The following is a 22,676-nucleotide window of genomic DNA, read 5'->3' on the forward strand; positions in this document are numbered from 1 at the left end:
TTATTTAAGTGGTTTATCCAGGGTGATCTTTTGTGTATTCTGACTTCTAAAAATAGATATTTCGACAGTTTTATCTGACTTATTTTGCTGCTGCAGGGCAACCAGATCTGCTACTTTATATGTGGTCTTTTGCTTAAAGGAAAGTATGACATCATTGGCTTTTAACACTCCGGCAAAGGGGCTGTTGGCGTGAACGCTAAGCACCAGAACTCCTATTTCTTCGGGCATTCCTGTTGCAGAACGTTCTCCTAATGTTTCGAGATTTTTAATCTGTAAGCCGAACCATTCGGTTGATTCACTCGTAGTTACCCCTTCGATTCCTTTAAGTACCGGAATCGGGGCTTTTTTCGCTAGCTTACGTAAAGCAGGAGAGGTTACCCCGAATTGATCTGTAGGAAAGCTTTTAAAGCCTACAGTAAGTGCTTTAGAAGTGCTTTTAACGCTGTAATCGCCAATAGCCGGGTTTAAAAATTCGGGGTTACCAAAGGTAGAATGCTGATCGGTACCAGCCTTTTGCGATTTCTCTAATGAGGCTTTATCTGCAAAGAAATTATAGTCGATTTCCTTGCCCCAAAAATTAATTCCGATTGGGTAATAGTTCCTGGTGATGATGTTATGCTTAAATACATCACCACTATTTTCAAACCATACATGCGGGTGGAAGGAGTTGTTTAAAACAATGTTATTCTCTACTGTTCTATAAAAGCCTTCGCGAAGTTTTAAACCCCCGTTTAAGCAAACATTATTGTAGATGTGGTAATTGCTTGATCCATCGTCCAGATCAATATCCCATCCATGTTCACAATGAAACCTGTTATCATGTAATGTAATGGTATTAATAACATCGGCAGTAATTAATGCAGGATTGTCTTTAGCGATCTTATTCATTACCGGAACATTAGCATTCCAATATCTATCTCTGCCCCATGAATTAAACGCCCCGTGATCACCAGATTCCAAAACAGTATTAAAGACGTCGTTAAAAGAAATTTCATGACCACCCCATGTTCCCTCACTAATGTTTATACCTGCTCTTGGAACATCATAAATGGTATTGTGGGTAGCAGTAATACTCATAGACATGGAGATCTGTACGCCGGCGACCTGTTTTTCAACTTGTCCCAATCCGTACATCAATGTATTTTCGACAGTGCAATTTGCGGGATAGTTATTTGTTTTTGGTCCGCGAACGGTATCAATTTCATTTACCGGAACAAACTGAGCGTATTCAAAACTTGGAGACCGGACTGCTTTGGGATCGCCAACAAAACAAACCCCACTTGCGCCTGCGTAGGCTATGTGGCAACCGGAGATTTTATTATCTCTATTATAGTTACTTAAAAATACTGCGTTGCCGCCAACATGGTTAAAGAAACAAGATCTGATCTGGCAAGACTTCGCACCTTCCATTAAAACTGCTCCTCCTCTGTATATTGTCCAGTCGCTGCGCAATAACGGCTCTTTGGTTTCCATAAACGTTCTAAGCGTATGTGTAAGCTCAAGACCTTCGATGCTTATATTGGTAACTGGAATTTCTTCCGATCCTTTGAATTCAAAAAGATGTTTTAGGCGTGGGATTTCTACTTTGGCCGTGGTAAGGTTCGCGCTCGATTCGGGATAATAATAAAGCAGCTTTTCATCTTTATTGTAGTACCATTCTCCTACGGTATCCAGTTCCTCAAATATATTTTCTACAAACCGATATTTATCGTGCATACCCATTTGTCTGTTATTCTGATAACCGCCCTCCATTTTCAATTTACCATCTACATCTTTTCCAGTGATTTGATATTGGTACCCGCCCCACTCAGCTTTATGCAAAGCATGAATGAATCCCCCTGCTGGATTTTTCCAGCTTGCAATGCGCTGAGGACTTAAGGCATCGGCCGAAGATCCGCCATAAAACCTTACAGCTGGATTATAGTTCGGGTATCTTGCCATGCGCTGCTGATGGCGGTTAATGAAAAGCTGGTCGAAAACATGTTCTTCACTGACTTTGGCTTTCATTATGTTTCCCTTGTAAGACTCCCATTTTAAGGTTAAAGGAGTGCCGCCACTAATGGTTACTTTTTCATTAGCATACGGCTTTATGGTTAGACCGGCATTTGCTTTTCTTGAATCCTCGAGGCTGAATACAACGGTTTCCGATAGATAGTATGTTCCGCTTCTAAGGTAGATGATAACTTTACCGGGTATGTTTCGTGCAGTTAGCTGAGCCTTTTTGATACTGGCAAAAGGCTTTTCTATAGATCCTGAATTCTTATCGCTGCCTTTTGGAGAAACATAAATATCCTTGCCGAAGGCATGACCAGCAATCAGCAATAAGGCAAACAGGAATGTGGACAAAGATTTCATCAGCTTTCTCATTAGGTTCATTTGGTTTCTCAAAGAAAGCGAATTACAATCTACAAAGTTTTCCGAAATTGTCTAAATATTAAGCGATTTTGGCATAACACCCCAGTTATAAGCCAAAATGAAGTAATAATAATAAAGCCAGCCGCAAAATGCGGCTGGTTTTAGATTATGGCTAAAGTGCGCGTTTAAGACTGCTGCTATTTTATCATTTTTTTCAAATAGGCCATTGGTATTTTAATCATGGTCTCATCAGATAGGTTTCCAGAAACGTTGTTCAATTTCATGTCTGTTAAATTCACATCTACTTTACCAGAAGTGTTTAATGTCAATTGTTTTATACCAAACTGGGTCTTACCTTGTTCATCACCGAAGATGTTTAATTCTGATCTACCTGATGCCTTTACATTTAGGGAATCGAAAGATTTCATTTCAGATTTAAAGCGTGAAGATTTTAAATCCAGGTTCAGGGTTTTTACTCCTTCTCCAATCAGTACTAAATCATTAACTTTTTCTTCAAAAAGGTCCAAGTGACTGACATTAAAATCTTTATCTAAATTCAGTAAAAACACATTCTTGGCATTTAATCGTAGCGGCGCTTCACTGTTTTTAAAATTCACCGTAATTGCATCCAAGTCCGATAGATTTAATTCCTCGATTTTTGGCGCATAAACGTAGATAGCAATTGGATATTTTATTTCTTGATGGTCCCCCTTTATGATAATGTGAAGTTGCTCATTTTCATCGACACTCATTGAAACAAAATCTTTATATACTTCAGAGACCTTTGCACCATGGGCTGCATCATTCACCAGATTCAAGTACCATGATTTATTTGCTCGCCCTCTCACGCTTATTGATTTAAAGGCTTTGCTCTTGAGAGTAACAAATCCATCCGAAGGGGTGTTAAAGTTTGCATTGGCCGTTTCTTGCGCTTTAATTTGTTCCGGGAACTTATAGTCTTTATTTATGGTATACGCCATTATTGTTAATGGTATGATAAACATTAACAATACAAATATAATGAGTAACTTATTACTTGTTTTCATTTGAATAAATTTTGGTTTTTAAGGATTAGTAAATGTTTCTTTTACAAATTTCTGGTAGCGCACTTCCAGTTCATCGAAGCCAATATCAAGAAGGTAAAGATTTCTGAAAAATACAGGAAGCTCTTCGTCCATAAACTGGATTTTACTGTAAATTTTTATCTGCTTAATGGCATCTTCAGCAATAAAAAAACCAATTCCCCGCTTATTGCTTAGAATATTCTTATTCTGTAAGAGCTCATAAGTTCTCATTACCGTATTTGGATTGACTTCAAGCGATACTGCCAGTTCTCTCACAGAGGGCACTTTATCTTCGCTTTTCCATTTTCCAAGCAAAATATGTTCACAAACGTAATCCCCTATTTGAAGGTATATCGCCTTATTCTCTCTAAATTCCATGTTTGTGTTGTTAAAAATTAAACTTCTTTTTCTTTTACCCTGAAAAAGGTAACGCACCAGAGAAAGACCGTTACGGCTGTTATACCTACCATGGCGTATATGAAAAATTCACTATGGGCTGAACTAAATCCGAAATTTGCCGAATCCTGCATCTTGTCTCTTGTCATCCAGTTTGCTGTTTGGATCAAGGTATAAATAAGCGCCGTTAAAAAGAGCATTACCACAACAGCAGTTTTGATGTAATGAAACCGATTAAAATAAACCGAACCCAACAGAAAAATACTGGTGATCATGAACGGCACAACAACCATGGATTTTATCTCATCATGCTCAAAAAAATCGTTAAAAAAAGACCTTGCACTCACAATACCTGTTTTGGGTGTTGGATGAACTCCGGAAGTCCAACTAAAAGTAATTGTACCAATCGTCTTATCAATATATTTTACAAACGCCAAATCTGTTATATAAAAGACAAGTAAAAAGCTAAACACACTGAAGATGCCAGTATAAAAGATGCTGCAAAGCCATTTTTCTAATATAGAGGCAGGAGTCATCAATTCGATAATGGCTTTCGGTTTTTGCCCTAATAAGGAAAAATAACCACTAGCTATAACACTAATAAAAATGAATCCCAACGTCAGGAACAATGGAATTCTAAAAGACAAGTATAAAAACCCCTCTGAATTATATCTGTACCCTTTCTCCGCTTCAGGGTCTGGCAAATTCCAGGCGTAAAAAAGGATAAGCACGCCCACAACCACCAATAGGCTGATCAGGTATATTTTGCCAAACTCAAGCCATTGTCTTTTTACCAATAACCCAAAACGATTGAAATTAAATGAGTTGTTCATAGCGCGTTAATTAAAAATGGGTTTTAGTTTTTTCTTTTCTGCAATCACTGCATTGAATAGCAGCTCAATATCCATCTTGCTATCTTCCTGATGAAAGTTCGGAACTACTGCGTTATATCCCGATAATGCCGGCTCAGCATAGATCACAGTTTCATCCAACTCCTTCATCTTTTTAAAAGTGAGTTTTTGGGTAATTTCTTCAATAGATGCCTTTAATGAGATTGTACTCTCATCCAACATGATCACCGTATCAATTAAATTATCAAGATCACGTACCTGATGGGTTGATATCACAATGCAACGATCGTCAGTTAAAGCAGAGGCCATCACCTTACGGAATTGCGCCTTTGAAGGGATGTCCAAGCCATTTGTTGGCTCATCCATGATCACCAGTTTAGCCTGGGTGGCCAGGCCAAAGGCAATAATAAATTTCTTTTTTTGTCCATAGGACATATTTACCAGCTTATTGCTAATCGGAATGTTAAATTCCTCTAATAACACATTCAAATAAGCATAGTCAAATTTCTTATAAAAGGGAGCATTTGCCTTTATATAAGCATCAATTTTGATTGATGGGAGGTAAAACTCCTCAGGAATAAAACAAATGTCAGCTAATAGTTCAGGTTCTCTTTTCGCGGGATCAAATCCCATCACTTTTAAAGATCCACTTTGTGCATATACCAAACCTGCTATATTTTTTAATAGACTGGATTTCCCTGCACCGTTTTTTCCTAGTAAGCCGTAGATATGACCAGCACTGAGCTGCATACTCATGTCTTTAAAAAGCAAATTATGCTTACTGTAACCAAAATTAAGATTGTTAATTGTTATCATTACTACTGTATTAGTTAAATAATACACTAATGTATAATGTAATTTTATGATATCCTAATAATTAGGAAAATAAATTCAGGATTAAAATTTAAAGCTTAAAAGACGAATCTGAGAAAGCAGCAATAAACTATACAGCTACACCAGTTGCAGTCGTCAACAATACCGCATTTTATTATTAACCAAAATCCAGAAGATCTTTTGGGTTTATATCTAAGCCTTTTGCCAGCTCAACGATGGTAGAGAGTTGAACATTTAGTTTCCCATTCTCTATTTTGGATATTTTGCTATCATCAAGATCACAACGAGTAGCTAAAGCCCGCAAACTAAGTCCCTTACTCAAACGAATTTTCTGTAAATGCGCGCCGAAACTTACTTGTAAGTCAGAATAGTTTTTTTTGGGCATGTGCTTTTTATCAAGCAAGTAAAATCCCTATATAAAATAAAAATATTGCGGACTTAAATGACCGCATTTAGAAAATTTTTGATTATCTTAGTCACATGAATTAAAATATGTAATGCTATTTTTGTAATTCTTCTTAAAAAACTGGAAGCATTACACTAGAGTCTTGATCTGGAAAACTGGTAATTTAATAGACCCAAGACGACGGTGAAGATGCTCACGCTAAATGGCGTGGGCTCTTTTTATCGTGGTCAAGGGTATACCAGTACCTCCAGATCGATAAATTGAGCTTCACGTCATTTTGCGTTATCTCCCTTTATGACTCATATTAATTGTTAACTAACTATTATTAATATGAACTTTACCAGTTGTAAGATCAAAGACGAACACCGTAATTTCCTCAAATTCAGTCAGGGTGATGAAAAGGGCCTGGAGTACTTCTACAACCGCCTCTACCCTTCTTTATTCTATAAGAGAAGTCGGTACATTAAAGATGATACCAATGCCGCCAGCATCGTCAGCGAAGCCTTTCTGCGTCTCTGGCTAATTCGGAACAGCATCACAGACCCCAACCACATTGAAACCTTCTTGAGTGACACCACCATCGAAGCCTGCAAATCCTATTACAGAACTTCCAGTCACAATTTCCAGCGGAATATGCTTCGGCTAGATGAGATCGAAAACTACCAGGAATTCATGGGAGGCCATGATCCTGAAGAGGAATTGGATCCCGATGACATTTTCTATCAGGAAGAACTTGATGAACGCTTAAAACTGCAGTGGCAGCAAGTTGAGGCGGTCATCCCCAATCTGACTGAGAATCAGCAATTGTTTATCAAGCTCTGCCTGAAATATGCATTCAACTATGAGCGTATTGCCTGGCATATTGGTGGCATCTCTGATTATCAGGTCGCCAGCACGGTTGAAAAAACACTCGAAACCTTAAAGTCCATTCTGACCAGCTCACAAAAACTGGAGGCTACAGGAAAGACCACCAAATTCAAATTCGAAGGTGACCTCTGCGAAGAGCAATCCAGAATTCTGCACATGCGCTATGAACTCCAGTACAGCTTTGAAGAGATTGCCAGGCAAATGAATTTAAGTCAGCCGCACATTCAACGAACCTTTGCGCAGGCTTGCACCAAAATCAAAAGAATTAAAAAATAAGCTATGGAAAAAGATACCATGATCCTAACCCGTAAGATCCAGCTGCTGATTGATTCCGAGGACAAAGAAGAGATTAAGGCCGCAAAGGATCAATTGTACAGCTGGCAGCGGATTTGTTTCCGTGCCGCCAACATGATCATGAGCCATCATTTTGTGCAGGAACAGGTCAAAGATTTTTTTTATTTAACAGAAGAAATCAAGCTTAAAATCGCTGATGAAAAGAAAGAGGAAAACGGAATTTTAAAATCCTCCCGTCAAAACACCACCTATCGGCTGCTCTCCAATCATTTTAAAGGACAGATTCCTACAAATATTCTAAGCTACCTAAACAACACCCTGATATCCTCTTTTAACAAGGAAAAGGTGGCCTATTGGAAAGGTGAAAAGTCGCTGAGGAATTATAAAAAGAATATTCCCTTGCCTTTCGGGGCGGAAGTGATTTCAAAGCTGAGCCATACGCCCGATGGACGAAATTTTTACTTTAAGCTGTTTCAGATTCCATTCAGGACCTATTTGGGTAAAGACAGATCAGATAAAAAGATTATGCTGAACAGGGTACTCAATGGCACCCTAAAACTTTGTGCCAGCCATATCCAACTGGATCAAGGCAAAATCTATCTGTTGGCGGCCATTCAGATCGAAAAGGAACAACATCATTTGGATACCTCCGTCATTGCTGAAGCATCCTTATCTATTGAACATCCCGTTACCGTTAAAATCGGCAGCCAGGAACATACTATTGGGAACAAGGAAGAGTTCCTACACCGGAGATTGGCCATACAAGCAGCGATCTGCCGGGTAAAGAAAGCGGTTACTTTTAACCGGGGTGGCCATGGACGAAAGCGAAAAAGGAAAAGCCTGGAAGACTACCAGCATCAGGAAAGAAAATATATTGACTATAAACTCCATGTGTATAGCCGCATGCTGATAGACCTCTGTGTAAAGCATGAGGCGGCAACCCTTATTCTCGTCAATCAGGAACTAAAGGAAGAAATAGCGAAGGAAGATCCATTCTTATTGCAGAACTGGAGTTATTACAGCCTGAAAGAAAAAATTGCCTATAAAGCGGACAGAGCGGGCATTCAGCTAGTAGTTGAATAGAAGTATCAGGCTCAGGCCAGTCCTGATGGTGATAAGTTTAGTTCTTTGAGAGGAAGCTATTTAGTATGGAGGCTGTTTGCACAGCCATAGGGTGAGGTTACTTTAACACTCACCGAATTGCTTAGGTAGAAATGTCTATGAGTTGACATCTCCTATTTTGAAAGCAATGCGCAATGCTCTATTGTAAGTCCGTTTCAGAAACACATATGCTCTAGGCATGACAAAATGTAGATCCTGGTAATTGATTAGATCCCGGATTGATAGATATGCCATCCGGGAAAATTTTATCTCTTTTCGAATGCCACGGATACCAGGCTGTTTGTATAGAAATAAGAGGCTGCTTGTACAGCCATAGGGTGAGACTAAAACTGTGCTCACTAAGTTCCTGACAGTAGTTGGCAGTACCATTGCCTGCTCCATCGCGAACATACCATGCCGGGGTAGCTTATTAAAATCCCCTTGAATAGATTAGATCAGGAAAAAATTAGCATCAGAGGTTGCTTGTACAGCCATAGGGTGAGACAAGATGTACTCACTAAGTCTAAAAGATAATACAACCACCATGGGCTCTATTGTATTCTTGAAAGTTAGACTGCCGCGGTGCCAGATTCAGTTTAATATCATTTCAAATTAGAATGATTGTTTCAATAAAAACTTTTGAGGCTGCTTGTACAGCCGTAGGGCGAGGCAAATTATGCAATCGCTAAATTTAATTATAAATACAACCGGTGGGTCCTCTTGTATTATCAGGGCTAGAATGGTAGGTTTGGATTGATAAGTATGCCATTAGGATGGCTTATCATTTTCCAATACCACGAAATAACGGGCTGTTTGTATAGAAATAAGAGGCTTCTTGTACAGCCATTGGGTGAGACTAGAATCTTACTCACTAAGTTCCTGGTAGTATTTGGCAGTACTATTTGCCTGCTCCATCGTGAACATACCATGCCGGGGTAGCTTATTTCAAATCGCTTTGGATATATTGATCAGAAAAAATTAGCATAAGAGGCTGCTTATAAAGCCGCAGAATGAGGCAAAATATGCACTCACTAAATTTGATAAATATACAATCGATGGGGGCGCTCGTATTATTGGAAACAGAACAAGTTTCTTTTAAGAGATTGCCAACGGAGGCAGCTAGTTGTTTTTCAGTTAAACGGGACAAGAGGCTGCTTGCACGACCATGGGGTGAGCCAAAATATGCACGCAAATCCAACAAACGATATCCTCTCGAACTTATGTTTAATATTATTATGCATTATAAACAAAGTAATCGAGACTACTTCTACAGCCCTAAAGTGAGATAGAAATGTACTCAATAAATGTTCGTAGATTGACGGGTATGAAAACTAAAATTGGTTTCATGAGTATATAGAACCGGCAGGGGTCTCAATGAGAATTAGAGTCATTTCAACCGACTCCATAACACTCCTAAATCGACAGTACGAACAAACAGCCACACCAGTCCGTAAGCACCAGAGCAAAAACCCCGCGGTTTTTTGCAGGCCGCAAGAGACGGGCTTGCCTATGTCCGTTTTTTTAGTCCATAGGCAATATACTCGGGTTAAAAATTTACCAATGATTGTACCCTACCCTTAATAAAGGTAATACTAATCTGATAAGGAAAATCGGTATTCAGATTACTCCTGATCAGCTTCACACCGTTCTTCAATACCCTGGTGATTTCAAGCCTCGCTTGTTTTGGCAATTTACTGGCACCTAGAACAATAGTCACCTCACCCTCCCTATTCAAATTAAAAGACATATCAAACCGTCCACTGACTGATTTATCGAGTTTACAGTTACTGAGCATATATTTTTGCAACTTATTTTTATCTTCCACAGTTATACGGCTGGTAATCACAACTTCTCCCAAAATAGCCCTGCTATCACAGTCTGAGGATACTGTTGCTGCCTGCGGCTTACCCAAAAGGGTTGATTGTGCATTAGCTTTTTGCCCAATCGCGCCAATCCCTACAAAAACCATTGCAGTAACCAACCATCTTTTCCAGCGAGACTCATCAACTGGCAATGGCGCCATTAACTGATCGCTGGAGAAGCGACCGCAAAAACCCTCCTTGTTTTCCTGCATAATATTGATGAAGTATGCTACATTTTTGTTGGTAAGGTCATATACCTTTTTTTGACAGCTGTTACAGAATCGCCCTTCCGCGTCAGGCTCCATATTATTCCAATCCTGATTACAAATAAAGCTTAGTTTGGCATCGTTGATCTTGTCTTCCATGTCGTGTTTGTTGGTTTATCAGATGATGAAGTTTACCAACCAATTCCATAATATTAGAATTGAAAGTAATGACACTCTGATCCGCTCTCCTTTTCATATATTTAACTACATCGGATGGTTGCATAGCCACCTAAATCGAAAGTAGAAATAAACAGCAACACCTTTCCGTAAACACCAAAGCAAAACTTCCGGTTTTGCAGGCCGAAAATGCGCGCAAGGAATTATTGACTGATAAAATTTAAATTAAACCAAATCTTTATTCAAATAGTGGGATAAATTACTAAGTGGACACTCTACGGAATTCCCTTAAATTGAGCTAACTAGAAGAAACATCAGTACATACTTCTTGTTAATTCCATATTGAATATTAGTATTCGATTATTAATATAGTGATTCAAAAGACCGTGTTTGATATAACAAATCACCTAATTTTTGTTTATTTTAATCCCACTAAAAGCACATTGATACATGACGCCAATAGAAGCAGATGAAAAGCTAAAGAAATACAATTATTTAGTAGGAAAAACTATTGGTAAAGATACTATCGCGGCAATTATGCCAGTTCCCGTTGATTCAGAAATGACTGTTGAACAAATGTTCCTTACTGTCTTTAACAATGTCCCGCACAAATTGTTCGAGCATGCCGATTATAGGATCGTAGTGATGCTTAATTACCAGCAATTTCTTGATAAGGGAGAAGTTATTTGGAAAGATCTTAATGAGGTTTTGGAGATGTTAGGGATAAATGAATAACCTTAGATTGCAGGACAGCGAAGCGTCGATCTCCCGCAATTGAGCCTGAAGCGAAAGAAATGCGCACATTGTGATCTTTAAAATTATGAAAAAAACTACTTTCTTCTCCCTGATTCTAATATTGAGTTTCTTCTATGGGTATACTCAAAGCAAAGGCGAGCTAATTTTACCTTCTGAAACGATAGAAATTAAAAAAATTAAACAGCAAACGCCGGAGCGGCGGATATTGCAAATTGCCGTTATAAAAACAATTGGAAAACACCTGGATTCGGATTTACTGTTTAAAACACCAAAAGGTGATGGTTACATTACCTCTATCAGCTTAGTTTTTAACATGAAAGGAGGAATTGATACTGTATATTTTGCAGAAAAAATGTCACCGCAGTTAAAAAAAATACTGAAACCTAACGCAGAGTTGGTTGCCAAACTGAAGAAAATTTTGCCCTTTCCAGATTTCAATGGTAAAATAGTCGTTTATCCAATACTTTTTAAATGGGGATATGACGCCACGCTAAATTATGGAGAGCACTTTTTAAATGATTTTGAAGGCCTATGGCCAAATCTCGATGTGAAAGATCAAAAAAAGCAAATTATTTTATTAAGACCATATATTAACATATTTCATAAGAGCGAAAATTAATTCTCTTTACTGGGGACAGCTATTTTGCATGCTCATGAGCTATAGGACACCAACACACCAAAGTTTCTTTTGTCGATGCAAAGAATCATTGAGGTGATTCTGGCGCTGAGTAGACTCGGAACTTCCATCCTATTACAATATTCATAGTTGCCCACTCTCTTAAAGGCATCTATTGATGAGTAGGTAAGTGAGCACCATGAACAGTGATCCCAATATTATCCAAACCAGCCCCCGCATCATCGCATGATAGTATTCAGGCGCTCGTACCTGTTCGGGGAATAAAGTAAACCTGATCTGCCTGATGATTGGCTTTGGTCCTTTTTCTATTGCCTGATTAATCCCAACAAATCCTTTGAGAATGGCCAGATTGACCTCAGAGAGGTCGGGCCGTGGCGCTTTGACTTCTATAGTATCATACTTACGCTCAAAGGTTGCGATTAACGCCTTACTTTCCTCGATCAGGATATTGAGTTGATTGTCTTTGTCCGCTAATTTCTCTTCCAGATCTGCTATTACTTTTTGCGTTTTCTTGCCCTGCTCCGCTAACTCTTTCAAAATTTCCGTGAATGAGGTTTCATCTAAGTCCATAAGAATTGATTTTAAATTGATCTTCCTTTAGTTTTTTTACGTGCTAATTTTTCCGTTATCCCCGGCTGTTGCCATCTCATTTGCGCATGTTTTTGCTGCTCAGCAATCCCGCGCTGCTGGATAAGCTGAGCAGTGATATTTGCCAGGCTATGCCCGAGCTGGCTTCCCTTGAACCTGACCAGCTTTTTGTCGATGAAGGCAATGCCCCTCCCAAGTTCAACTTGGTAACCCTGCTTTTCCATTCTGATCTTTAGCGCCTCAATGGTATCTGATTTGCTAATCGCAGCTTCCAGCTTTTCTCTGAGCAGTTCCTTTCTGTTATCTACCCTTTTACCTATGACCATCCGCTCCGTGGGTGTCAAAAACCGGTTGGGATTTAAAACAGGGGTTAGTTTATACCTTTTTTCCATTTCCCGGCAAAATTGCGCCATTCGTTTATAGCTGTTGTGATCGCTGACCGTCTTACCATCATAACCGACCCGGTTAGCCACAATGTGGATGTGCTCGTGAAGGGTGTCTGAATGGGTAATGACGATAAACTGATTTTGGTCAAATCCAAACTCTTCGGACATTGCTACGACGATGTCTGCCTTTTGTTGTTTGGTCAGCAAGGCGGCATCGGCATAGGCAAAGCTAAATGAAGCATGAAGGACTGGCTTTAACAGCTTTGGATTAAGTTTCCTTACTTCTACCAGTTGTGTGATCACCTGATCCATGGTGCCAAAGCAGTTGTTATAATAAATCACTTCAGCCTGTTTTTTGACCATTTCTTCCAGCTGAAGTTCTTCGCTTTCCTGTAATCGGCCCTCATGCAGGTAGCGAAGGCAACCCCGAAAGTTTCTACCCGTGGTTATTTTCCCGATCATTTTAAATAAGTCTTTATTTCTTCTACAATTCGTTGCACTGTCCTCATTTGCTGATTGATCAGGGCCCTGTCCATCGCGTTCAGGTCCTCAGCTGAATTACGTTTGCGGGCAATCAGGTTGAGGGTGGCAGTGATGTGATGGAGTGTACCTGTAAATTGAAGTACCTCTTTGGGAAGGGTTTTCAATTTTATCTTCGCCGCCCCCTTTAGACCAAGCTCCCGGAGGTAAACGGAAACGCTCGTGTTCAATTTTCTGGCGCTATCCTGAATCAGTTTCTTTTCAATGGTATTACACCTCACTGTTACATTAATATTCTTTTTTTGGGATACTTTGGGGCGTCCTCTTTTCTTCCTATTATCACGCTGATTGATCATGACAGATGCTATAATTGTTCAAGGATTTATGAATTCACTCATTTAATAAATGGCGAGGTTTGCCCATAGCATATTCCTGCTATCTTTTCTTGGGGAAGCACACCTTTAATACGCAGGTCCTATAGCGTACCTGCTGAAATCTTCAGCAGTTTTATGATTGCTGAACTGCGAAGCCATTGCGTGATGGTTAAATCATTTGATTTGATGGTCTTTTTGATCTCCTCTATAAATTCAGACTTGAACGTCAGGAGCTCCGGTTCGGTTAAGATTTTGATCTGCATAATTGTCTCTGCTTTTAAATTTATAGGGCAAATTTGAATAACAGAACAGCAGAACCGATGACCACCGGTTTAGTGTGGTCATATGCGACAGACGAACCTTAGCTATTTTTTGTTTGGAGTTATAGGTACGATTTTGAAAAATTTCTGTTCGGGCTTAATTTCGGTTCCTTTAGAGGTAACATCATCTTTCTTGCCCACATAATAATTCCGAAGTGTTTCAACAGGTATATCATCGCCACCATCGGAGAAATACTTGCTGATCATTCTTGGATAAACGATCTGATGGTCGCTCAATATCAACTTTCTCCCCGAGGGCAATTCCAGTTTTTCGATCTGTTTGAACAGATCAATGAAAGTAGCGACATAGCCTTCCTCGACCCTAATCTTTTGGCTGACTTCAAATACCCTTAATTCATCCAGGCGAGCCTGAAATTCTTCAATCAATTCCTTCTGTTTTTGTATGATATTTTCTTTCTCTTCAATGACAATATGGGATGGCCTTGCATTCCACTCGTCTATACGCTTCAGGTACTCTTGAAACTGTTGAAGTTTTTCAATACTCAGCTTGTGCATAGCATGATTGCTTGAAAAGGGATCCTGCATCTCGAAGTGCCTGATCCTATTTTGTACGATCTGCCAAACATGACGAAAGAAATCCTCTTTACCTGTGAGATTGCCTTCGAGGGCATAGTTTAAATGATAGTTATAATAACGAGGAAATTCCTCTTCTTCAATTCTGTAAATCTTAAGCAGAAAGTGGTTATCATCATAGCTATACCTTAGCCCCATGAAGGTTCCCAGATCGTAGGGATGAGCAGAAAAGGAAAAAGATTTTCTGGGCTTGAAGTAACTTGTTTTCATTGGCAACATTCTGAATAAAGCTAAAATAAGATTTTTTAAAAAAAATCACGATTCATCATATCAGTACCGGCTTAACGCTTTCCTGGTTCAAGATCTAGTCAGATAAGATTAATTGGTTAGTTGTTCTTGCGATAACCTGTTGTTAAAACAGCACAAGACATAAGAGCTGTATCTATCATTACGAATCCCAAGCTTGAATTTTGATCATTAGCAGGATTTGTTTGAACACCTACAAATTCAAAACTTTCTCTATGATAAATACATTTCATCTTAATACACTTATCCTCCACTAAAACATTCCAAAAAATTAAAATATTATAATAATTATTAAAAATATAACTTTACATTGTCTGTTACTGGTGCTCCGAAAAGAACTGTGAACAGCAAAATTACCTTAACTTAGCGCAAAAAATATCATCTAGTGTTCGAATTTTTTAAGGCATATCAAACAACTATTAACGACAAGGAGCTTACCATACTGGAAAGCCATGCCAAGTTCAAAAAACAATATCTGCTGCAGGGAGATGATGTATTTATCTTATGTTTGTAATCTCCGCTCTCAAAAAAGAAGGAACTTTTCGATGCAACAAACTATTCATAAAAATTACAAGATTGCCGCTTACCTAATCTTTACAGCATCAGCAGTTACATTAATAAATCATTTTCTTCATTATGCTGATAATATTACCACGGGTACTCTGGCACTCGAAACAACACTCTTAATTGCTGTTTTGGGCTATTTTGCAACGTTAGGCAAGGATTGGCTAAAGTGGGTTCTTACTTTTATCACTGTAATTAGTGTGTTTGCATTACAGCCAATTTTAAAGGAATTTGATACTTATCCAGTATATGGTATACTAAGTGTTATTGCTTGTGTTCTACAGATCATAGCCATGCCATTTTTGTTTTTGGCGCCTAAGGACATCGTTAAATAAACTTTTCGCCCAAAGCGGTTATAACCAAGGTTCTTTCACCTCCATAATTACGATGCTCGCAAAGATATATACCCTGCCAAATACCCAGTGCAAACCTTGCGTTACGAATGGGTATAGTTACTGAGCTACCCAAAATTGACGATTTTAAATGAGCAGGCATATCGTCAGAACCTTCATAGTCATGCTCGTAATCAGGATCATCTTCCTGAACCGTCTTATTAAAGAAAGTTTCAAAATCTTTCCGGACTGTCGGATCCGCATTTTCATTAATAGTAAGGGAAGCAGAAGTATGTTGAATAAATACCTGGCAAATCCCGGTTTTTAATAATTTAATTTCTGGGAAGGCCGCTTCTACTTCATCAGTAATCAGGTGAAACCCTCTTTTTCTTGCTCGAAGCGTTAATATTATTTGGAAGATTTCCATAAATAATGATTTCATGTTAGCACTAAAGTAGCTATTTACATCTGAGAATATCAGAGGAACAACTTTAGAAGTAATTCCTGCTTTAAGAGTAGTTTTAAAATAGCAAGAAAATGAATGTTGTAATAATTTTTGATATATCAGCTAGATTAGACGAGTTGAAATTAAAGGTTATTAAAGTAGCTGGAAATCAATTAAGAAGTTATATCATTTACCCAAACACTCCATGTGGAAGCCAAATGATACGCTTCAATCTGTCAAAAACGAATTTACGCAAGCCATTGATGAGGTGAATGCTTCCAGCGCTGATAAAATCTTAATTGAACGATTAATCGTCGTCTCAGCAAATTCGTGGATAGGCATACCTGGTACGAAATAATAGGATTTCAGAATTCACCTTTAAACAACAAATCCCTGCTCTTTTGAGGCCTTGATTAACCGGAGAGCATTCTTTGCCTGTTTGATATTTAAAATGGCTTTTCTATTTGCGAGAACTCCCAGATTAAAGAGAAGCTTACGATCAAAAGGCGTAAATTTACTGTTCTCTTTAGCCCATTTTGAAATGCCAAACCAAATTTCTGCATCAATTGAAGATGCTTCCTCTAATACTCTAATATCGAATTCTGAAACATATTGTTCAGAGATATCTCCATCGACATTTTGTGCATTAGTTTCAATTACCTCGGCTGACAATTCCTCAATATCAACAACCTTATCTTTTAACGAAACCCAACACTCGGGCTTTTTACACCATTCTCCAATGTTTGTTCCTGCTTTGATTGGTGAATTTATATGATCCCAGACAATTGGCATCATCCTGGTCAACGCAAGAGTTAATCCCTCAGATATTCTTTGATTTTCCCAGATATAATCAAGTGACAGTCTTTTATTGGTTTTATAAGATATCCAGGCAATCAGATAAGAGACCATATTAGCCTTATAACCTCCAAGCTTCTCCCTTGCGACAATAGCGTCAATATCTTTGAAAAGAATAGCTTTCGCTATTAGGTAGTGATAATAATCCTTGTCAATAACCGGCTTTTCATTTTTTATCTCGTCGATAAATATTTTAAAATTGTTTTCAGCACCTTTTGATACATCATATGGTTTCTGTTGCCAACTCATTTCATATTTACCTATATCCGGTGTGGTGAATTTTCGGTTTTTCGGATATTCTTTATCAAACTTTTTGGACTCTGAAGTTGTGAGTTTTGCCTTATCTTCAAGATACTGACCTCTTGTCCGCTCAAAATACCATTTTGATGTCGCTCTTCCACCTGTTATAGAAGGTATCCATTCTGACCTTGAAAATTGTTGGATATTTACGAAAAACTCTGAATTTACTTCAAAGTCTGAATCTTTGATTCCTGTCTGACTGTTTGCGTATTGTGAAATATATCCAACAATCATATCCATTTCTTTAACATTTTTGATTTTGTAAATTTTCAGCTGCACAAATACTTTCGACAAATCAATTCCCTTTTCTAACGAGGTAGCAAAAATAGAAGCTGTTGTTTGTCCTCCATTAACTATTTGCCAGTTTTCAATTTTTGTTATATAAGGAATGTTGGCTTCATACTGAATATATACGTTTTCAGCTGTCGTAGATATTCCATTATTGTAAGAAAGAAACATATCTGAAGAACTAATAATAGTTTTACGAATCCCACGATTAACTTTAGTCTTAAATTGTAAAAAATTTCTTACATTTTTTTCCAGAATTCCCTGACGGTATTTTCCATATATCTTTGCCAGGATATTGGCAGGCAAAATTGCAAGATAACAGTCTACGTTATCACTCACGCTATCCATGGACAGACATTTAAGTTTATAATTGTAGTCGGAAATAAAATCAATTTCAATAGGCTGTTTATCGCTTCTGATCAGGTATTGTTGATATAGTCTTTCTATATCCCATAATTGAAAATCAAAATATATATTTCTCTCTTCCCCTGCTTTTGGAATGGTCTCAGTCGATGCCTGTCCATTTGTAAAGACAAATATGCGGACATTTTTTACAGTCTCTTTTGTCTGCTCAATTATTTGAACGAGATCAAAAACTATGGTTTCCGACTCTTCCACTTTTCCCAAAAGCTTACCTTCTCTTGCTGCCCAGAAAAAATTCTCGGCTTTTTTAAAGGCATCTTCAACATCCTTATCGGAGACCCTTTGAAGTTTTGCTTCTGATTTAAAAATTGTTACAAATAAATCAACAACTTCATTTTCTTCATCATAGTTCCAGGCGTTTATCTTAATTCCACGAACTTTGTAATGACATAATTCTGCAGCAACAACATCACCTGAATCAATAGTGTATTCCAATATATCCTGTGTAACTGCGTCTTCCTGAGAAATTTTCTCATCCTCTACGGCCATTAGCGCATACTCAAGAAAATCAATGGCAAAATCTGAAAGGGTCATAATTTATATTAGGTTTATTATATCTGTTTTAATTTCGAATTCTGTGCAAGCCGATACCATAACTGTGTACTTAATATCACCTATCCCTAATGGAATTTTAGTGTTTATCAAACGAGGAAAATCATTTCTGACTTCAAAAGCATTTACCTGGATTAATGAAAATCCAGTCGTATACTTCTCTGAGTGTGACATATAGTAACCGTATTTGGCGAGCTTAATTTCGAATTGTGATAGGGCAGATAAATCATTCCGGATCATATCGAAAACCTCATTCACAAAGGCTGAAAGGTTATCAGAAGTTCTATTGTCATGAACATTAATTATAAATAACACCAGATATAAGTGTTTTAATCCTGTATTATCCAATTGTTTTTCTGATGAAACGGTAAATTTCCAGGGCATTTTTCCCGAAGTGGCTTTTATTTCAACGGCCTTCTCATCAATTTGAAAATCATGGTTTGTCCGATTCCCACCTGTCCAGAAGATCAAAGCCTGGTCAGGAGGATAAATTTTTAAAAGATAGTTTTTTAGAAATGTTAATTCGCCAAAAAGTCCTTTCTGCTCGGCAAGGGTTAACATTTTATCTTCTGAACGTTCAAAAAATAATTTCCACTCAGCTAAAACTTTAATCAGCAAGGGATTAAGATGTAGTCTATCCTTAATTCTGGTAATATGATCACACAAATCAGAAATCACTAATTCAAAAACACCTTCAGTTTCAGGAATTGACTGTGTTAATTTCAGAAATTCTGAATTTTTAAAAGATCCAATTGAGGAGATAACGCATGAAATTTCAAAACCTCTGAACCGCGGAAGATCATTTGTTTTAACCAACACATCTCTCTCCAGCTTGACATATAGTAGCCGTATCTTTCTTCTAAAATCAGTCGCCAGAAAAACAGAAAAGGCACCGCTTGAAGGAATCTTTCTGGCAATCAATCCCCTATCCGGGTAACCAGCTGATTCTTCATTGATTGATTTCCATATTTCCCGATAATTAATCATCCTCGCTCAATTCAAGTTCTGCATAAACCGAATTAATTACATAATTTATTGGAACGGCCGTTTCGGACGCCGGCCAGCTTATCGCAAATCCCACGGGTTGTTTTTCAAACCACATGTTTTCCGTCTTCGCTTTGTCCGTAATATTCAAGACATAGATCATCAGTAATGGTCTATGTTTTCTGGGGGCTAGACCTCTTATTTCTATATTGGATAGGCTATTGTTTTCGATGTTTTTTCTTTCAATAGTATTAAAATCCTCTATTTCATCCTTTGGATCAATCATTCTTTTTATGAACAAACTATTTGCTCTTTCATCTTTAATAGATCGTGAATAAGGATAAATTTTAAAACCCGCAAAAGGTACTGTTTCAAGGTCACTGCTTTTAGTCAGTGAAATCAAAGCTACATTCCATTCGAGAAATTCCGGGAATACCTTTGTCCTTTGTAAATCAATATACTGATTTATACGCACTGAATTGACTGTAGGCAGACCCTTGTATGTCTGATATTCTTTTAAAAAATCTTGTATAAGTAAAACCGGAATATTAAACCAGACATTCCTTGGCTCGAAATCAGCATCAGGCTTGCCCAGGGACAAAATAAAGTTTTGAGCTACTTCAAAATTAGATTTGAGTATTGTTTCAGAAGCAGGGAGTGTTGAGGTCTCTATAAGCGTTCCCTGATAATTCAAGCGCATATTATCTGCTGCCCGCATTTTCATTACACTTGTTACCATCATATCCGGGTGATCCTCAACACGCAGACCGAAATCTATGGGCGTAAGTTTCAAACGGGACATTTCAATAAACTCTTCCCTCAATGATTCGAACGCAGTTGATATGTGCCGATACCATTTAAACAGATCAGGAGTAGTATAGATTCTGCAAAGGTCTTCGAAACCATTTCTATATCCAAACCATCTCCCCATCTGCATCAAGGTATCATATAATGAAGTACTTCTGGTAAAGTAGCTTATAGTTAATCCTTCAAGTGTTAGTCCTCTGGACAGTTTATCACCACCTATTGCTATACTCCACAAACCTGTTCTGGCTTTCGTTTTATAATCAAGTATATCACCCACCGTTCCGTTTATTATGCGACATTGTTGCTCCAACTTCTTTACTGTCTTTTTTATAAAAGGGATAATATCGGCCCATTCGGGTATGATCTTATCCATTTCTATTGAAGTAAGCACAAAATCTTTCTGATAAAGCTCCTGCATATCTGTAAGTATGTCTATATCATCGGATAAAACAGCCAATTTTATAATACTCACTTCATCATTAACTAGTTCTGCTAAAGTGGCTTGAATGGCATTATACCTGGTACAATGAATCAGCATGGTATTGTGTTTTGTATCTTGACCTCTGTACCAACGAATGGCAGATGAAATTATAAATGCTTTTAATGCTTGCTTTAATGTTTCCGGCAATGCTGTAAGCGTATAATCAGCTTTGTGTCGAACGGGTAAGATGCTATTTTGACCTCCTGAATCAGCAACACCTCTATAAATAGGCAAGCCGGTATCTGCATCATTATTTAAGCCAAATACTTCTTTTGGACCAAGATAATTGGAAGGCGCCCCCAGAGTTTTAATAAAAGCAGAAGGAAAAAGATCTTTGCCGAGTACCCTGTGATCTATATTATGTCGGATAAAAATATTGGCAAACGGTGTGGCGGTAAACCCGATATAAACCTTTTGTCTGAATAGATTCAGAATTTCCCTTATACAGTAATTTATTGCTGTCGGATCAAGCTCGTCACCATCTGAGCTAACCGTCTTTTTGGTATTAATGGATGCCTGATCAGCTTCGTCATCAATAATCAACAATGGAAGATTATTAAACTGACTAACATTATCCTTTTTATAGGTAAGATCATCATCAAATATATCTATCCAATGCTGAAGGTATTTTCTAAGATTGGTAAGAATAGATTTATTCTTTTTTATTACAAATAAGATAGGTCTTTCACTACTGGGTGGAGTGCCTCTGGACTTTCTGATGTTAAAATCCCCTGATTTATTTGGCTTCAAATTCGATTCAGTAAAATAATCAATCGGAATATAAGTTTCTCCCGGAAGTGTAGAAACCCCTATTCTTTTCTGTTTCTCTTCTGGATTAGTATCAATACCCAGCACCTCTTCGTCAATTCTTTCCTGGGTCTGTTGTCGTAAGCTTTCCTGTGTTCCGGCAAGAATTATGACGATTCTGTAACCAGAGTCTATTGCTTTATTAACAATCCCCATAAAGTTAGCGGTTTTACCGGATTGCACATATCCAACAACCAGCCCCCTACGATCAAATGACCGGTTTGGAATAGTAGGATCCTCAATGTTTTCCAGAATTTCGTCAGATATAGTATCAATTTTATCTACAGACGATTCAGCCCATCCTTTAATGTGTGTGAGGTATTTCCGGTATCTGTTCCAGAAGCGAAACTTGATTTCATCATTTGCCTTCTTAGGCCGGTACCAATCTATATGTCCTTCATTATCTGTTAATGAATAATGCGTTCCATCATCTACAATCAGGTTAACTTCTTCATCCAACTCTTTACGAATGTAGTCTTTTAGCTCATTTATTGAAGCAAAAGCTTTTCCGGGAAGAATGACCTGTTCAAAGGAGAAAGGAGAACATACCATATCAATAGCCTGAGACATTGCTTTATCATAATCCATCGCCTTTTTAAACGTCTCAAACAGACCTCTTATATTTGCTTTCAGTTCGTTAAAATGTATCATAATTTATTATTTTAATCTCTGAAATACATCCATTGCATTCAGTTGCGCTATTGCATTCTTTTCAGGAACCCCGGATTCAATTAATACCCGGAGTGCGGTTTCATATATTTCTTCAAGTTCAGACACCTTATGCTGTAAAGGCGTACCTATTATTACAGTCGGATCAGCAAAATCATTTACTATGAGATTAACCGGAATCGTTTCAGCAAGCAGCTTTGCATAGTCTTTTAAGACAAGAGACTGTGTACCGAGGTAGTTAATCAGCAACTCGTATAAAGGATGCTTTTCATTGATAGTGTATGTTTTTAAGCCTTGTTTTTGCTTTGCGACCCACAAAAAAGTAGTTTCTCTTTTTTCCCCCGGTCTTCTTATGTAGGCACCTCTGTGTGTATA

The 22,676-nt window shown here is 38.0% G+C and carries 22 protein-coding genes; 5 read left to right on the forward strand and 17 right to left on the reverse strand.

What is annotated here, in order from left to right; genetic code table 11:
* The 6 genes from AC1DDK_RS19815 to AC1DDK_RS19840 all read right to left on the reverse strand — a co-directional run bounded on the left by AC1DDK_RS19815 (position 1) and on the right by AC1DDK_RS19840 (position 5,885).
* Positions 1-2,367, reverse strand: a complete 2,367-nt coding sequence (locus AC1DDK_RS19815) for a PDZ domain-containing protein (RefSeq protein WP_288883118.1) — start codon at positions 2,365-2,367, stop codon at positions 1-3.
* Positions 2,368-2,552: 185 nt separating this feature from the next.
* Entirely contained in the window at positions 2,553-3,401 is an 849-nt protein-coding gene (locus AC1DDK_RS19820) for a hypothetical protein (protein WP_288883116.1), read from the reverse strand.
* Between the two features lie 18 nt (positions 3,402-3,419).
* A complete protein-coding gene (locus AC1DDK_RS19825) occupies positions 3,420-3,797 on the reverse strand; it encodes a GntR family transcriptional regulator (RefSeq protein WP_288883114.1) in 378 nt (125 codons plus the stop codon).
* 17 nt (positions 3,798-3,814) lie between these two features.
* Complete coding sequence (locus AC1DDK_RS19830; protein WP_288883112.1) at positions 3,815-4,648, reverse strand: hypothetical protein; 834 nt, start codon at positions 4,646-4,648, stop codon at positions 3,815-3,817.
* 6 nt (positions 4,649-4,654) lie between these two features.
* Complete coding sequence (locus AC1DDK_RS19835) at positions 4,655-5,482, reverse strand: ABC transporter ATP-binding protein (protein WP_288883111.1); 828 nt, start codon at positions 5,480-5,482, stop codon at positions 4,655-4,657.
* 175 nt (positions 5,483-5,657) lie between these two features.
* Entirely contained in the window at positions 5,658-5,885 is a 228-nt protein-coding gene (locus AC1DDK_RS19840) for a helix-turn-helix domain-containing protein (protein ID WP_172662091.1), read from the reverse strand.
* Positions 5,886-6,236: 351 nt separating this feature from the next.
* Between AC1DDK_RS19840 and AC1DDK_RS19845 the strand changes: the two genes are divergently transcribed.
* Entirely contained in the window at positions 6,237-7,049 is an 813-nt protein-coding gene (locus tag AC1DDK_RS19845; RefSeq protein ID WP_477621772.1) for a sigma-70 family RNA polymerase sigma factor, read from the forward strand.
* A 3-nt stretch (positions 7,050-7,052) separates the two neighbouring features.
* On the forward strand, positions 7,053-8,150 hold the full coding sequence (locus AC1DDK_RS19850; RefSeq protein WP_477634023.1) for a nuclease/transposase family protein: 1,098 nt from the start codon (positions 7,053-7,055) through the stop codon (positions 8,148-8,150).
* A gap of 1,564 nt (positions 8,151-9,714) precedes the next feature.
* On the opposite strand, the gene AC1DDK_RS19855 is transcribed toward AC1DDK_RS19850, so the two are convergent.
* On the reverse strand, positions 9,715-10,395 hold the full coding sequence (locus AC1DDK_RS19855; RefSeq protein ID WP_337717677.1) for a hypothetical protein: 681 nt from the start codon (positions 10,393-10,395) through the stop codon (positions 9,715-9,717).
* Positions 10,396-10,863: 468 nt separating this feature from the next.
* Here AC1DDK_RS19855 and AC1DDK_RS19860 point away from each other — a divergent pair, with 468 nt between their 5' ends.
* Together AC1DDK_RS19860 and AC1DDK_RS19865 are read left to right on the forward strand one after the other, a co-directional pair.
* Positions 10,864-11,148: a hypothetical protein gene (locus AC1DDK_RS19860; protein ID WP_288884161.1), complete on the forward strand. Its 285-nt coding sequence runs from the start codon at positions 10,864-10,866 to the stop codon at positions 11,146-11,148.
* 85 nt (positions 11,149-11,233) lie between these two features.
* On the forward strand, positions 11,234-11,788 hold the full coding sequence (locus AC1DDK_RS19865) for a hypothetical protein (RefSeq protein ID WP_337717679.1): 555 nt from the start codon (positions 11,234-11,236) through the stop codon (positions 11,786-11,788).
* A 159-nt stretch (positions 11,789-11,947) separates the two neighbouring features.
* Here AC1DDK_RS19865 and AC1DDK_RS19870 read toward each other — a convergent pair whose 3' ends face one another.
* The 5 genes from AC1DDK_RS19870 to AC1DDK_RS19890 form a co-directional block, all read right to left on the reverse strand.
* A complete protein-coding gene (locus AC1DDK_RS19870; RefSeq protein WP_337717681.1) occupies positions 11,948-12,376 on the reverse strand; it encodes a hypothetical protein in 429 nt (142 codons plus the stop codon).
* 11 nt (positions 12,377-12,387) lie between these two features.
* Positions 12,388-13,242, reverse strand: a complete 855-nt coding sequence (locus AC1DDK_RS19875; protein WP_337717683.1) for a relaxase/mobilization nuclease domain-containing protein — start codon at positions 13,240-13,242, stop codon at positions 12,388-12,390.
* Positions 13,239-13,616 (reverse strand): plasmid mobilization protein, encoded by a 378-nt coding sequence (locus tag AC1DDK_RS19880; RefSeq protein WP_337717685.1) that lies wholly within the window; start codon positions 13,614-13,616, stop codon positions 13,239-13,241. The genes AC1DDK_RS19875 and AC1DDK_RS19880 overlap by 4 nt, the downstream gene beginning before the upstream one ends.
* A 119-nt stretch (positions 13,617-13,735) precedes the next feature.
* On the reverse strand, positions 13,736-13,897 hold the full coding sequence (locus AC1DDK_RS19885; protein ID WP_337717687.1) for a hypothetical protein: 162 nt from the start codon (positions 13,895-13,897) through the stop codon (positions 13,736-13,738).
* 102 nt (positions 13,898-13,999) lie between these two features.
* A complete protein-coding gene (locus AC1DDK_RS19890) occupies positions 14,000-14,758 on the reverse strand; it encodes a hypothetical protein (RefSeq protein ID WP_337717689.1) in 759 nt (252 codons plus the stop codon).
* Between the two features lie 581 nt (positions 14,759-15,339).
* Here AC1DDK_RS19890 and AC1DDK_RS19895 point away from each other — a divergent pair.
* The gene (locus AC1DDK_RS19895; protein ID WP_337717691.1) at positions 15,340-15,693 is read left to right on the forward strand and encodes a hypothetical protein; all 354 of its coding nucleotides are present in this window, start codon (positions 15,340-15,342) and stop codon (positions 15,691-15,693) included.
* Here the strand turns inward: AC1DDK_RS19895 and AC1DDK_RS19900 are convergent.
* The 5 genes from AC1DDK_RS19900 to AC1DDK_RS19920 all read right to left on the reverse strand — a co-directional run.
* The gene (locus AC1DDK_RS19900; RefSeq protein ID WP_337717693.1) at positions 15,686-16,117 is read right to left on the reverse strand and encodes a secondary thiamine-phosphate synthase enzyme YjbQ; all 432 of its coding nucleotides are present in this window, start codon (positions 16,115-16,117) and stop codon (positions 15,686-15,688) included. The two genes, AC1DDK_RS19895 and AC1DDK_RS19900, sit on opposite strands and share 8 nt — an antisense overlap.
* 396 nt (positions 16,118-16,513) lie before the next feature.
* The gene (locus tag AC1DDK_RS19905; protein WP_477634024.1) at positions 16,514-18,535 is read right to left on the reverse strand and encodes an AIPR family protein; all 2,022 of its coding nucleotides are present in this window, start codon (positions 18,533-18,535) and stop codon (positions 16,514-16,516) included.
* Between the two features lie 3 nt (positions 18,536-18,538).
* On the reverse strand, positions 18,539-19,540 hold the full coding sequence (locus AC1DDK_RS19910) for a PD-(D/E)XK motif protein (RefSeq protein ID WP_337717697.1): 1,002 nt from the start codon (positions 19,538-19,540) through the stop codon (positions 18,539-18,541).
* Complete coding sequence (locus tag AC1DDK_RS19915) at positions 19,533-22,283, reverse strand: Z1 domain-containing protein (protein WP_337717699.1); 2,751 nt, start codon at positions 22,281-22,283, stop codon at positions 19,533-19,535. The genes AC1DDK_RS19910 and AC1DDK_RS19915 overlap by 8 nt, the downstream gene beginning before the upstream one ends.
* A 6-nt stretch (positions 22,284-22,289) precedes the next feature.
* Positions 22,290-22,676, reverse strand: a 387-nt coding sequence (locus AC1DDK_RS19920; RefSeq protein ID WP_477634025.1) for a hypothetical protein, incomplete at its 5' end; no start/stop codon positions are given.

This window comes from Pedobacter sp. 05T44 (genome assembly GCF_056395985.1).

Coding starts and splice junctions, on each gene's coding strand:
- AC1DDK_RS19815 (WP_288883118.1), bottom strand. CDS start 2,367: ATGAGAAAGCTGATGAAATCTTTGTCCACATTCCTGTTTGCCTTATTG.
- AC1DDK_RS19820 (WP_288883116.1), bottom strand. CDS start 3,401: ATGAAAACAAGTAATAAGTTACTCATTATATTTGTATTGTTAATGTTT.
- AC1DDK_RS19825 (WP_288883114.1), bottom strand. CDS start 3,797: ATGGAATTTAGAGAGAATAAGGCGATATACCTTCAAATAGGGGATTAC.
- AC1DDK_RS19830 (WP_288883112.1), bottom strand. CDS start 4,648: ATGAACAACTCATTTAATTTCAATCGTTTTGGGTTATTGGTAAAAAGA.
- AC1DDK_RS19835 (WP_288883111.1), bottom strand. CDS start 5,482: ATGATAACAATTAACAATCTTAATTTTGGTTACAGTAAGCATAATTTG.
- AC1DDK_RS19840 (WP_172662091.1), bottom strand. CDS start 5,885: ATGCCCAAAAAAAACTATTCTGACTTACAAGTAAGTTTCGGCGCGCAT.
- AC1DDK_RS19845 (WP_477621772.1), top strand. CDS start 6,237: ATGAACTTTACCAGTTGTAAGATCAAAGACGAACACCGTAATTTCCTC.
- AC1DDK_RS19850 (WP_477634023.1), top strand. CDS start 7,053: ATGGAAAAAGATACCATGATCCTAACCCGTAAGATCCAGCTGCTGATT.
- AC1DDK_RS19855 (WP_337717677.1), bottom strand. CDS start 10,395: ATGGAAGACAAGATCAACGATGCCAAACTAAGCTTTATTTGTAATCAG.
- AC1DDK_RS19860 (WP_288884161.1), top strand. CDS start 10,864: ATGACGCCAATAGAAGCAGATGAAAAGCTAAAGAAATACAATTATTTA.
- AC1DDK_RS19865 (WP_337717679.1), top strand. CDS start 11,234: ATGAAAAAAACTACTTTCTTCTCCCTGATTCTAATATTGAGTTTCTTC.
- AC1DDK_RS19870 (WP_337717681.1), bottom strand. CDS start 12,376: ATGGACTTAGATGAAACCTCATTCACGGAAATTTTGAAAGAGTTAGCG.
- AC1DDK_RS19875 (WP_337717683.1), bottom strand. CDS start 13,242: ATGATCGGGAAAATAACCACGGGTAGAAACTTTCGGGGTTGCCTTCGC.
- AC1DDK_RS19880 (WP_337717685.1), bottom strand. CDS start 13,616: ATGATCAATCAGCGTGATAATAGGAAGAAAAGAGGACGCCCCAAAGTA.
- AC1DDK_RS19885 (WP_337717687.1), bottom strand. CDS start 13,897: ATGCAGATCAAAATCTTAACCGAACCGGAGCTCCTGACGTTCAAGTCT.
- AC1DDK_RS19890 (WP_337717689.1), bottom strand. CDS start 14,758: ATGAAAACAAGTTACTTCAAGCCCAGAAAATCTTTTTCCTTTTCTGCT.
- AC1DDK_RS19895 (WP_337717691.1), top strand. CDS start 15,340: ATGCAACAAACTATTCATAAAAATTACAAGATTGCCGCTTACCTAATC.
- AC1DDK_RS19900 (WP_337717693.1), bottom strand. CDS start 16,117: ATGGAAATCTTCCAAATAATATTAACGCTTCGAGCAAGAAAAAGAGGG.
- AC1DDK_RS19905 (WP_477634024.1), bottom strand. CDS start 18,535: ATGACCCTTTCAGATTTTGCCATTGATTTTCTTGAGTATGCGCTAATG.
- AC1DDK_RS19910 (WP_337717697.1), bottom strand. CDS start 19,540: ATGATTAATTATCGGGAAATATGGAAATCAATCAATGAAGAATCAGCT.
- AC1DDK_RS19915 (WP_337717699.1), bottom strand. CDS start 22,283: ATGATACATTTTAACGAACTGAAAGCAAATATAAGAGGTCTGTTTGAG.